This window comes from Aquimarina sp. TRL1 (assembly GCF_013365535.1).
Classification (GTDB): Bacteria; Bacteroidota; Bacteroidia; order Flavobacteriales; family Flavobacteriaceae; genus Aquimarina; species Aquimarina hainanensis.
On record NZ_CP053590.1, the window covers coordinates 4,802,731 to 4,815,470 of the forward strand.

At 35.8% G+C, this 12,740-nt stretch carries 11 protein-coding genes and 1 riboswitch; of the genes, 9 read left to right on the forward strand and 2 right to left on the reverse strand.

Features of this window, described 5'->3' with window-relative positions; translation table 11 throughout:
- Positions 1 to 927, reverse strand: a complete 927-nt coding sequence (nadA, locus tag HN014_RS19810) for a quinolinate synthase NadA (protein WP_176030567.1) — start codon at positions 925 to 927, stop codon at positions 1 to 3.
- A gap of 194 nt (positions 928 to 1,121) precedes the next feature.
- Here nadA and HN014_RS19815 point away from each other — a divergent pair, with 194 nt between their 5' ends.
- Genes HN014_RS19815 through HN014_RS19825 form a run of 3 tightly spaced genes read left to right on the forward strand, consistent with a single transcriptional unit; the run spans position 1,122 to position 4,731 of the window.
- Positions 1,122 to 3,212 carry an acetate--CoA ligase family protein gene (locus tag HN014_RS19815; RefSeq protein ID WP_176030568.1) on the forward strand — a complete coding sequence of 697 codons (2,091 nt, stop codon included), beginning with the start codon at positions 1,122 to 1,124 and terminating at the stop codon, positions 3,210 to 3,212.
- Between the two features lie 44 nt (positions 3,213 to 3,256).
- Positions 3,257 to 4,501 carry a peptidase U32 family protein gene (locus HN014_RS19820; RefSeq protein WP_176030569.1) on the forward strand — a complete coding sequence of 415 codons (1,245 nt, stop codon included), beginning with the start codon at positions 3,257 to 3,259 and terminating at the stop codon, positions 4,499 to 4,501.
- Positions 4,501 to 4,731 (forward strand): ferredoxin, encoded by a 231-nt coding sequence (locus HN014_RS19825; protein ID WP_176030570.1) that lies wholly within the window; start codon positions 4,501 to 4,503, stop codon positions 4,729 to 4,731. The genes HN014_RS19820 and HN014_RS19825 overlap by 1 nt, the downstream gene beginning before the upstream one ends.
- Before the next feature lie 81 nt (positions 4,732 to 4,812).
- On the opposite strand, the gene HN014_RS19830 is transcribed toward HN014_RS19825, so the two are convergent.
- Positions 4,813 to 5,040 (reverse strand): hypothetical protein, encoded by a 228-nt coding sequence (locus HN014_RS19830; protein WP_176030571.1) that lies wholly within the window; start codon positions 5,038 to 5,040, stop codon positions 4,813 to 4,815.
- A 301-nt stretch (positions 5,041 to 5,341) separates the two neighbouring features.
- On the opposite strand from HN014_RS19830, the gene HN014_RS19835 reads away from it, so the two are divergent.
- The 6 genes from HN014_RS19835 (at position 5,342) to HN014_RS19860 (ending at position 12,683) form a co-directional block, all read left to right on the forward strand.
- Positions 5,342 to 5,767: a hypothetical protein gene (locus HN014_RS19835; RefSeq protein WP_176030572.1), complete on the forward strand. Its 426-nt coding sequence runs from the start codon at positions 5,342 to 5,344 to the stop codon at positions 5,765 to 5,767.
- A gap of 335 nt (positions 5,768 to 6,102) precedes the next feature.
- Positions 6,103 to 7,569, forward strand: a complete 1,467-nt coding sequence (locus HN014_RS19840; protein ID WP_176030573.1) for a cobyric acid synthase — start codon at positions 6,103 to 6,105, stop codon at positions 7,567 to 7,569.
- Positions 7,566 to 8,591: an aminotransferase class I/II-fold pyridoxal phosphate-dependent enzyme gene (locus HN014_RS19845; RefSeq protein WP_176030574.1), complete on the forward strand. Its 1,026-nt coding sequence runs from the start codon at positions 7,566 to 7,568 to the stop codon at positions 8,589 to 8,591. Before HN014_RS19840 ends, HN014_RS19845 begins: the two co-directional genes overlap by 4 nt.
- Positions 8,570 to 9,496, forward strand: a complete 927-nt coding sequence (gene cbiB, locus HN014_RS19850; protein WP_176030575.1) for an adenosylcobinamide-phosphate synthase CbiB — start codon at positions 8,570 to 8,572, stop codon at positions 9,494 to 9,496. The genes HN014_RS19845 and cbiB overlap by 22 nt, the downstream gene beginning before the upstream one ends.
- Positions 9,497 to 9,500: 4 nt before the next feature.
- Positions 9,501 to 10,025, forward strand: a complete 525-nt coding sequence (locus HN014_RS19855) for an AAA family ATPase (protein ID WP_176030576.1) — start codon at positions 9,501 to 9,503, stop codon at positions 10,023 to 10,025.
- 12 nt (positions 10,026 to 10,037) lie between these two features.
- A riboswitch (cobalamin riboswitch) is annotated at positions 10,038 to 10,249 on the forward strand.
- A gap of 106 nt (positions 10,250 to 10,355) precedes the next feature.
- On the forward strand, positions 10,356 to 12,683 hold the full coding sequence (locus tag HN014_RS19860) for a TonB-dependent receptor (protein ID WP_176030577.1): 2,328 nt from the start codon (positions 10,356 to 10,358) through the stop codon (positions 12,681 to 12,683).
- Positions 12,684 to 12,740 lie beyond the last annotated feature (57 nt).

Consider the following 12,740-nt stretch of genomic DNA (forward strand, 5'->3'; position numbering starts at 1 on the left):
CTATTTAGATAGTGTTAACATTCTTTGAATCGGAAGTAATGCTCTTTCTCTAATAACCGGATCAACTTCTATCGATGGGCTTTCTTTCTCCAGACAATTGTATAGCTTCTGTAGCGTATTGACTTTCATATAACCACACTCACTACATGCACAGGTATTATCTTCTTCTACCGGAGCAGGAATAAGAACTGCTTCCGGAACTTCTTCTTTCATTTTATGCAAAATCCCAACTTCAGTCGCTACAATAAATGTACTATCAGGATGATCTTTTACATACTGAATCATTCCTGCGGTAGAACCAATATACCTTGCTGTTTTCAGTATATGTTCTTCAGACTCAGGATGCGCTATAATAACTGCACCCGGATGTTTTTTATACAGATCCAATAACTTATCGATACAAAAAGCTTCATGTACAATGCAGCTCCCATCCCATAATACCATGTCTCTTCCTGTTTCCTTTATAATGTATTTTCCTAAGTTCTTATCGGGTGCAAAAAGAATCGGTTGATTTTCAGGAATCGAATTGACTATTTTCAGTGCATTGGATGAAGTACACACAATATCCGTCATTGCTTTAATTTCTGCACTGCAATTTACATAGGTAATTACAGTATGATCCGGATGTGCCTCTTTTAGTTTCCTAAAAGCATCAGGAGGACATGAGTCTGCCAGAGAACAACCCGCTGTCATATCTGGCAATACCACCTTTTTTTCTGGATTTAATATTTTTGCAGTCTCTGCCATAAAATGTACCCCGGCAAAAACAATAATATCAGCTTTTGTTGCTGCCGCTTTTTGAGATAATCCTAGACTATCTCCTACATAATCTGCTATTTCCTGAATAGCTTCATCCTGATAATAATGCGCTAAAATAACTGCATTCTTTTGTTTTTTTAATCGCGCTATCTTTTCTTTAATCCCCACGTTATAAACCAATCTTTTGTTTTGTAAAAACAAAATTATAAGAAGCAATTTCCTTTACATATGATTTAAATCATAGTATTCAAAAGAATTTATATCTGATCTTTACTACATTTTTCTTTTTCATACAAACATGACTTTTGTCATTTATTACCTTTATTGTCAAACCTACTTTTACCGGCTGTATAAATCAACTTATGGTAAACGAGCAACTCATCAATCCGGCAAGCATTGTTATTGTTGGTGGATCTAACGATATTAAAAAACCAGGAGGTAAAATTGTAAAAAACTGTATTGATGGTGGATATCAGGGGACACTATCTATTGTCAATCCTAAAGAAAACAAGGTACAGGGAATACCTTCATATCAAAATATAAAAGATATTCCTGACACAGAGTTAGCTATATTGGCAATCCCTGCAAAATACTGTCTGAGCAGTGTACAAATGCTCCTCGAAGAAAAAAACACAAAAGCATTTATCATCATATCTGCTGGTTTTTCGGAAGCTGATGAAGAGGGGGCTGTCTTAGAACAGAAAATTAGTACCTTAATTCACAAGCATAATGCCTGCCTTATAGGACCTAATTGTATTGGTGTTTCCAATAACCATTACAAAGGCGTGTTCACTACTCCCATTCCTCCTTTTGACGCGGGTGGCTGTGACCTTATTTCCAGTTCTGGAGCCACAGCGGTATTTATTATGGAAGCTGGAATTCCCCTTGGGGTAAAATTTGCTTCTATGTATTCTATTGGCAATGGAGCGCAAATCGGAGCAGAAGAAATACTAGAATATATGGATATGCACTATGTACATACTGTATCTCCTCCTGTAAAGCTTCTCTACCTGGAAACGATTAAAAACCCTGGAAAATTTTTGAAACACGCTTCTTCTTTAATCAATAAAGGAGCCAAAATAGCGGCAATCAAGGCAGGAAGTACGTCTGAAGGAAGCAGAGCGGCAACATCTCATACAGGAGCAATTGCCAGTTCTGATATGACGATTAGAGCCTTGTTTAAAAAAGCAGGAATTGTATATTGTAGCAGTAGAGAAGAATTGATAAGTGTTGCCTCTATTTTTAATTATAAAGAGCTAAAAGGAAAAAATATAGCGATTATAACGCATGCAGGTGGCTCTGCAGTGATGCTCACCGATGTACTCTCCAAAGGAGGGTTACAAATTCCACCGATTACAGGAGAAGAGGCAACAGCATTGCAGCATTTTTTGCATCCAGGGTCTTCTGTTAATAATCCCATTGATTTTTTAGCAACAGGTACGGCAGAACAGCTCGGAATTATTATTGATTATTGTGAGCATAAATTTGACCATATCGACGCTATGGTTGTCGTTTTTGGCAGTCCTGGCTTATTTGATGTGGAAAACGTATACAATGTATTAAGTGTAAAACTTGACATCTGTAAGAAGCCTATTTTCCCTGTGCTTCCTTCTATTGTCAATGCTCAAAAAGAAATCCAAACCTTTTTAGCCAAAGGAAATATCAATTTCCCGGATGAAGTCGTTCTCGGAAAAGCATTAGCACAAGTATACAAAACTCCAGCCCCTACTCCTTCTGAAGTCACATTACCCGAAATAGACAAAGAAACGATTCGACATCTCATTGATGCTTCTGATGACGGTTACCTCTCTCCGGAAAGAACCATTTCCTTAATTGATGCAACAGGAATTCCACGAGTTCCTGAAATTATAGATGCATCCAAAAAAGAGTTTCTAAAAAAAAGTAAGGAAATTGGATTTCCTATGGTAATGAAAGTAGTAGGACCAATCCATAAATCTGATCATCAAGGCGTGCTTCTTAATATCAATACCGCAACAGAAGCGGAGACTGCCTTCGATCAATTAATGTCAATTAAAGGAGCAATCGCTGTGATGGCACAACCTATGATCTCAGGAATAGAACTTTTTGTGGGGGTTAAAAAAGAAACAGGATTTACTCATACAATCTTATGTGGTCTGGGAGGAATCTTTATCGAAATCCTAAACGATGTAGCCGCCGGACTTAGTCCAATCTCTAAGATAGAAGCTTCTCGTATGATTCAATCACTCAAAGGATATAAAATACTACAAGGAACCCGAGGAAAAAAAGGAATCAACGAAACCTACTTTATAGATATCATCCAACGTATTTCAGCATTAGTATCAATAGCTCCCGAGATTTCAGAAATGGATATCAATCCATTAATAGGGAATTCTAAAGGAATTACAGCTGTTGATGTTCGCATTAAAATTTGCAAAACAATAGATGAACCATCATCCCTTATTATAACATAAATTCCCTTTCTTCAAAAAACTAAAAGATTTTAAACAAACGTATCATGACATCATCTGGTAAAATAGAACTAATGGCACCTGCCGGTAATTTTGAATCATTGCAAGCAGCTATTGATAACGGGGCTGATTCCATATACTTTGGAGTTGAACAATTAAATATGCGAGCTCGTGCCAGTATCAACTTTACAATAGACGACTTAGAAGAAATCACCCGAAGATGCTATAGTAAAAACATCCGAACATACCTTACCCTTAATACGATTATATACGATCATGATTTGTCTATTATAAAAACAGTACTCAATGCTGCAAAAGTAGCTGGAGTGACAGCAGTAATTGCAATGGATCAAGCAGTTATTTCCTATGCCAGACAGATTGACATGGAAGTCCATATTTCTACTCAAATTAATATAACCAATATTGAGACCGTCCGGTTTTATGCCATGTTTGCCGATACTATGGTTTTAAGCCGGGAATTAAGCCTGCGACAAGTTCGAAAAATAGTTTCTCTGATAGAAAAAGAACAAATCACCGGACCTTCGGGCAACCTGATAGAAATCGAAATATTTGGTCATGGTGCATTATGTATGGCCGTCTCCGGAAAATGTTATCTCAGTCTTCATTCACACAACGCTTCTGCCAACAGAGGTGCCTGTAAGCAAAACTGCAGAAAAAAATATACGGTGATTGATCAGGATAGCGGATTCGAAATAGAATTGGATAATGAATACATGATGTCTCCAAAAGACCTATGCACTATCGATTTTCTGGATCAGGTTATTGATACCGGAATTAAAGTCTTAAAAATTGAAGGAAGAGGACGGGCTCCCGAATATGTTGCTCAGGTAATCGCTACCTATAGAGAAGCTATTGATGCATATTATGAAGGGCATTTTACAAAAGCAAAAGTTTCCATATGGATGGATAGCTTACGTAAAGTGTACAACAGAGGATTCTGGAGCGGATATTACTTAGGTCAAAAACTAGGAGAATGGAGTAATATAGACGGTTCTAAAGCTATTCAAAAGAAAGTCTATATTGGAAAAGGTCAGCATTATTTTCCTAAAAATAAAATTGGAGAATTCAAGATAGAAGCCTACGATCTTACCATAGGAGATACGCTCCTCATTACTGGTCCTACTACAGGAGTTAAAGAGTTTACACTTACAGAAATGCTCGTTAATGATGAACCTCATCAAACAGCAAAAAAAGGAGATTCTTGTACCATTCCTTTGGATTTTAGAATCCGACTTTCAGATAAATTATACAAAATCGTTAAAAACAAATAATGGTAGTAGTCACACTACAAAGAAAAAAATGTATCGGGTGTAATTATTGTGTAGAATTCGCCCCGGAACAATTCCAAATGTCTAAGAAAGACGGGAAATCTGTATTGCTAAAATCAGTAGAAAAAAAAGGGTTCTACACAATAAAATCAGAAGATAATGAAATCTATGAGGGTTGTGATCTTGCAGCAAAAGCATGTCCTGTAAAGATTATATCAACAAAAATAGTGTAGCCGATAGTAAAGCGCTCCCCCTTAGCGCTGCGCTGCTCTCAGGACGAAAAGATAAGTTTAGAAAAGTATCGCTATTTCTCACTATTCTATATATGTTGAAATATCATCAGCTATGTTTTCTACCGCTGTGAATTCGTCTTCCTCTTCTATAAAATTAATGACTTTGGCTAATAAATGTAAATACCCTAATACATACGCCCTCTTTTGGGCATCATCACTAATATACTTTTTTCCGTCAACAACTATAAAAGAAATCAATTTCCGTATAATTTCTTTTAAATCAGTAATTTCTAATTCATCATTTTTCATCACATCTTATTTTATACCTTTTGCTATGAAATAATGAATGTACCAAATTAGGATTCTAACCGGCAAAATAACCGCTATACAAAACACATATTCCTCGATTAATGACACTTTTTGTCGATTTAAAACAAAAAGCGCCCATCTATTATTTATTTCTAACTAAAATTGTTAATTTTAATAAATTAAAATCTGCTTACTCCTTCCTTCTCTCCTTTAAAAACCACCTAATCTAGTATATACCGATAGGTATTTACACTTTTTTTTAGTATCTTTAAGAGACTTCTTTCCTTTAAAATACTTGATTATGACAACTCCTCTTTTTCAAAAATTACAGCTACCAAAAAACTTTGATGAAATTTTAATTCTGAATGAACCTGAAGGGTTTAATCAGGAATTAGAGAAATTACAAAACATTACTATAAAAGAATCCTTAATCCAGGTTTCTGAAGTAGATTTTGCGTTGGTTTTTGTTACTCATAAGCAACAAATAGAGAACCGAATAGAGACTATTTACCCGAAATTAGTAGGTGACGCCATTTTGTGGTTTGCTTATCCTAAAAAATATTCGACAAAAGGACCTTATCAAGTTTCCAAAGAAACCGGATGGGGCGTGCTAGGCGATTATAATTTGCGTCCGGTGGATCACCTATCCATCAATAATACCTGGATGGGAATGCGATTTAGAAAAGTCGGATTTATGAAGCAGAATAACATTGTAAGAACACACTAATTCCTGCACAAATAATCAGTTCTCTCAATCTTCTTTCTAATGCTATAGTAACTTAATCCGTATTGAGCAACGGATACACTTTTCTGTATATCTATACGAAATAGCAAATCAAACAATCAGATATTCTATACAATTCTCCTTAAGGCTTCTACCCTTCTATGATCGAGGAAATTATATCGTCTCAAAAACGAACTGATCCTATTTTATTGCGGGATTATATTTTCAAAATGTAAAATAACAATTCAAAATAATTAATTTTGAAATTCTTTAAACAGGAAATATTTTGTTTCCATCGTATAGAGAAATGATATGTATAACTGTACAGGAATAAATACATGAAAAAATCACGACCTATTATGTTTGTGGGTACAGGCTCTGATGTGGGTAAAAGTATATTAGTTACCGGAATATGCAGAGTTCTAAAAAACAGAGGATATACTCCTGCCCCTTTCAAAGCTCAAAACATGTCTTTGAATAGCTATGCTACTCCCGAAGGACTGGAAATAGGACGTGCTCAGGCTGTACAGGCAGAAGCTTGTGGTATCCCTTGCTCTACTAATATGAATCCCGTATTACTAAAACCATCTGGTTCTAATACCTCACAGGTAGTACTGCATGGAAAACCAATCGGAGATCAGACCATTAAAGAGTATTTTTTAGGCAATAACAAAGAACAATTATTCTCAGAAGCTACGACAGCTTTTCTATCCTTAGCAAAAATGTACTCTCCTATTGTATTAGAAGGGGCTGGAAGCATTAGTGAATTAAACCTAAAAAACAGGGATATTGTGAATATGAGGATGGCCAAAGCGGCTAATGCCAATGTATATCTGGTTGCTGATATTGACAAAGGAGGTGTTTTTGCCAGTGTATATGGTAGTATTGCTTTATTAGAACCCTGGGAAAAAGAATTGGTTAAAGGTATTGTAATCAATAAATTCAGAGGAGATATTTCACTCTTCGAAGAAGGGAAACAAATACTTCAAAAACTAACAGGAATCCCCGTTATCGGAATCGTTCCCTATGCCAGTGATATCTATATAGAAGAGGAGGACTCTGTAGGGTTACTTCAAAAAAATACCACGGCAAAAGACGGAACCATTAATATAGCGGTTGTGCTGCTTCCTTATCTTTCTAATTATACAGATTTTAATGTATTGGAGAAAGATCCCAGAACACATTTGTATTATACAGACTCCCCTGAAGGGATTAAAAATGCAGATATTATCATTATTCCTGGTAGTAAGAACACGATCAGAGATTTACAATTTATGCGAGACAAAACACTGGCTAAAGAAATTCTTTTCGCACATGAAAACGGGAAAAAAATTATTGGGATTTGTGGAGGATATCAGATGCTTGGAACAGTAATTACAGATCCGTACCATGTAGAGAGTAGCATCAAAACAATACCCGGTCTCGGAATACTTCCTATCCAAACAGTGCTGACCAGAGAAAAAGTAACGACCCAATGTGAGTTTACATTCAAACAATATAAAGAAGCCTGTAAAGGATATGAAATTCATATGGGAAATACGACTACAGATAAAGGTATTCCTTTTCTAAACCAACTCAACCAAACCCATGAAGGAGTGATTCTAGATAATTGCTGGGGGACATACATTCATGGAATTTTGGACAACCAAATTGTGATCGATGATCTACTACAGGATTTTTCTCAAGAAAAAGTAGCATTTGATTATGAAGAATACAAGCAGGAAAATTATGATAAATTAGCTGATTTACTAGAGAAAACAATGGATATTGATCATATTATAAAAGAAATGCAAGTAGAGATATGATTTATGGGCACGGGGACGACCGATATCGTTACAATATAAATTTTAAAGCAAACTTTAGTTCTAATGTATGGCATGCTGGAACCTCCAAAGCTTTATTAACTTATCTCTCGCTTCAACTTCCGTCTATAGGAAACTATCCTTCTCCAGGAGCAGATGAGTTAGCAACTATAATCGCAAAGCACCATGAGGTTGCTTCTGACCAGGTACTCATTACTAATGGAGCAACAGAAGCATTTTACCTGATAGCTAATGCTTTTTCCGGAATGCATGCTGCAATACTATTCCCTACTTTTTCTGAGTATGAGGATGCATGCCAGGCAAATAAAGTAACCGTACGCCATTATCTAAGATCTGCTATTCTTCAGGAAAGTTTCAATGAAGAAATTGCTTTCATCTGCAATCCTAATAATCCAGACGGATATAGCAATACTCCGGCAGAAATTGCAACCCTTCTCGAAAAATACCCTGCCACTACTTTCGTCATTGACGAAGCCTATATCGATTTTTCACTATCTATACAATCATGTATATCGCTAATAGAAAAATATGATAATCTGATTATTGTACGCTCCTTGACCAAGGTATTCTCTATCCCAGGAATCCGATTAGGGTATTTACTTAGTTCCTCTTCTTTAAAAAACAAGATAGAACAAGTTAAAATGCCATGGAGCGTCAATACTATTGCAATTGAAGCAGGAAAGTACATCTATGCAAATTACAATACTTTGTACCCTCCCATATCTGATGTACTAGATAACTGTCTTGATTTACAAAGGCAAATACAGCAACTCAATGGTTTCTCTGTACACCCTTCCTCAACTAATTATTTTTTAGTAAAGATGAATACCCCGCAGGTAAAAGCGCTAAAGGAATATTTAATTTTTAAGCATCAGATTCTTATACGAGATGCTTCTAATTTTAAAGGATTGGATGCTCACTATTTTAGAGTTGCCAGTCAGGATACCTCCAAAAATCAACTACTCATTAACGCATTACGACAGTGGATAAGTTATACCTCATAATTCCCTTGATAGCCGGATACCTCTTAGATTTATTATTAGGAGATCCCAGGTGGCTTCCTCACCCCATTCGTACCTTTGGAACCTTGATCTATAAAGCAGAACGTAACCTGAATACCGCTCCGGCACGTTTTTTCAAAGGAATGTTCCTTACCATAACCTTATCAACCGGAGTATTTGCTTTCTTTTTCTTTACAGCATCTTTTTTGAGTACTTATCCGATATTACAGTATCCATTTATTGCGGTTTTTGTTTTCTACAGTATTGCCAATATGAGCTTGATTCAGGAAGGAAAGGCTGTTTTCAGAGCACTGGCTTCTAGTCTGGAAGAAGGGCGAAAACGACTCTCATGGATTGTTGGTCGACAAACCGATAAACTTTCTCCACAAGAAATAAAAACTGCCGTTTTTGAGACTTTGTCCGAAAACCTAAGTGATGGAGTTATTGCCCCTTTATTTTACTATGCTATTTTGGGAATCCCCGGAGCCATGACTTATAAAATGATCAATACGCTGGACTCCATGATTGGTTATAAAAATGAACGTTATTTTTTGTTTGGAAAATTTGCAGCCTATACAGATGATGTCGTTAATTATATCCCCGCTAGGATAACAGCTTTTTTAATTCTTCTGGTGTCGTTTAAACTACATAAACTTCCATTTGTAATTACCTATGGGAAACAACATTCCAGTCCGAATGCAGGGTACCCTGAAGCAGCACTTGCAGCCGTATTAGATTGCCGTTTTGGAGGACCAAATTATTATCACGGACAATTAGTAGATAAACCCTATATCGGCACTAATCCTAGAGATATTAAAGATTATGAAATAAAAAAGGTAGCGGCCATAAATCAAAAAGTAACCCTTATTTTTGTCGTTTTAATTTGTAGTTTACATTATTTCCTATAACCTAGTGAGTAAAAGGTATATTATAACAGGAGCTCCCGGTACCGGTAAAAGCAGTTTACTTCTTCAATTACAGAAAGAAGGAATTCATTGCTTTTCTGAATTATCCCGGAAAGTGATACAGCATCAACAAAAACTAAAAGGAAATAAAACTCCCTGGGGAGATATTCTCGGTTTTGCAGAATTGATCTATCAAAAAACGATAGAAGAATTAAAATCCCCTGTTAATGAAATATCTTTTGTAGACAGAGGGCTCGCAGATATGACCGCCTATCTGACATCGCAATCTTATTTCATTCCGGGATATCTACAACATTTTCCTTATAAGAAATATTATAAAAATACGGTATTTCTACTTCCTCCTTGGAAAGAAATTTATGTAAATGATCCGCAACGTCCACAAACTTTCAAGGAAGCAATGCGAATACATGAGCATCTTATCAAAACTTATAAAAACCTGTCTTTCAATATAGAAACACTTCCTAAAACTACATTAACAAAAAGAAAAGAGATTATCCTCTCGCTCATATAAACAAAACGAGTATATTCGCAGCCGATTTATGGTTTTTTACACATAAAGTGAAAAATATTTCGCTTTAGTAAAAATTAAAAGGGAATTTGGTGCAAATCCAAAACTGTTCCCGCAACTGTAATACATGCTAAAAATTACTATCGATATAACCACTGTATTTAAATATGGGAAGGTGATAGCTAAAGTGTAAAGTCAGGAGACCTGCCATATCTCATCATAACAGTATTAACTCTCGGGTAAAGGGTTAGATATAACAAAGCTCCTATGAATAGAGAAATAGGTAGTCTTATTATTTCTACAACTTTTCCCACCTAACTTTAATTTTTAATAATGAAAAAAATTATGTTATGTGGTGCATTGATCTTGTTACACCTCATTGGCTATGCCCAACAAAATGCAACACTAAAAGGAATGATTACCGATGTGGATTCGTCTAAAGGAATCCCTAATGTTTCTATCAGTATTTTAAATGCTCAAAAAGGTACTGCTACAAATCAACAAGGTTATTATTCGATCACCGTTCCTACGGGAGAAATCTCATTAGTAATTACAGCTATTGGCTATGAGGATAAAACACTACAAACAAATATTTCATCTGCTTCAAAAACACTTAATATCAGTTTACAAAAAAGTGTAACCTCTCTATCTCAGGTAGTAATTGGTCATTCAACAAACCGACACAATCGCCCTAAAGTCGGAAAATTAAATATTGAAAACTTAGACAACCCTATCGTAATTAATACCCTCTCTCCTAAAGTAATGGAACAACGTAATGTTACCGATTTAGGAGATGCTGTCAAAAGTGTGACAGGAGTTAGACCAATCAACCGGTACGGAGGATTTCAAACTTTTAGAATAAGAGGGTTTAACAACTTTGTTTTATTAATTGACGGAGTACGGGATGAACGTCATAACCTATCTACCAGTGCCCCTTCTACCAATTTGGCAAATGTAGATTATATAGAAGTACTAAAAGGACCCGCAGGAGTCTTATACGGACACTCTGCTCTAGGAGGAATCATTAATCTGGTACGAAAAAGACCTACGGATCAACAAACCGGAAATGTTACAGCTACATACGGAAGTTTTGATACCTATAACGCTTCTTTTGGTATTGGAGGTCCGATTAGTGAAACATTAAAGTACAGAGCTGATTTTGGAATTACCCGAACAAATGGCTGGAGAGATTATGGAGTAGAAACCAATAACGGGGCTCTTATGCTAGAGTTCTCTCCTACTCAAAAAGATGCTTTTGAATTTTATATTCAGGCAAATAATGATGTTTATGACACCGATACGGGAATTCCTGTCGATGAAGACGGATCTCTTATAAAAGGAATGGATCCTGAAACCCGATACAATGATCCTCAGGATTATCTGAGACACAAGCGTTTTGATTATCAATTAAAATACACACACACTTTTTCAGATGATCTAAAGCTTTCGAATCACCTCTCTTATTCTGACGATGATATTGATTATCTTTCGACAGAATTTTTAGAAGTAAACGAGACCAAAGACTCTATCACCAGAGCATTTCCTTTCTATTTTAATCATACGACCAAAACACTACAAAATCAACTAGACCTTTCATATACATTCAAAACAGGAAAAATATCTCATACCTCAGTTGCTGGGTATAGCCTTAGTTATCTGGATCGAAAAACATTTAGAGGTGAGGTTATCGGAGAAGGAACTTTTAGCACGATTGCAGTTCAAAACCCTATATTAAACCAGGGACATATTGAAGCTGTAGACAAAAGAGTAGATGTCAAAGAAGAATTTGTCAATTCTTTCTTTATTCAGGATTTAATCCACCTACTTCCCAAGGTAAAAGTAATGATCGGTATGAGGTATGACATTTTTAATGGTACCTACTACCGAGATGAAATCGATAATAACAGAAACGTTTTGGAATACGGTGAAAAAACAAAAATTCCTTCGACTGCTTTTACACTTCGTTCCGGATTAGTTTATCAGCCAACCAAACATATTAGTATATTCTCTTCTTATTCTGATTATTTTAAGCCAACCCGAAGAATCGCTCCTAATGGACAAGTTTTTGATCCTGAAACCGGATATCAGACAGAAGCCGGAATTAAATATCAAAACAAAGTACTTGCTGCCACTTTCTCTGCCTTTTACATGCTAAAAAACAATATTGTAGAAAAAACAAGTGTTGAAGATTACAGACAGATTGGTGAAGCGGACTCTAAAGGGATAGAATTCGATATTCAAGCTCATCCTATTAATGGATTATTTATTAAAGCGGGATATGCATTTGCTGATGCGTCTATCAGTGATTATAATAGGGAATTGCAAACCACCCCAGAGGGAAATCAACTTCCTTTTGCTCCAAAACATCTCGCCAATGCCTGGGTAAGTTATAAATTACCTACTACAAAATTCAAAGGATTGGGAATTGGATTCGGGATGAACCATACTTCTGCTAATTACACCAATTCAGATAACACCTATGAATTACCCGCATATACTACATTAGACGGGACTCTTTTTTATGAAATAAAGAATGCACGAATCGCTTTTAATCTCAATAATATCACAGATGAATTATATTTTACAGATGCTATATATGCCAATCAATACTTTGTGGGGCAGGAACGCAACTATAAGATAAGTTTATCGTATTCTTTTTAGAATAAATAACATCAAAGACCAGTATATCGCAATAATACTGGTCTTTGTATTTTAAGG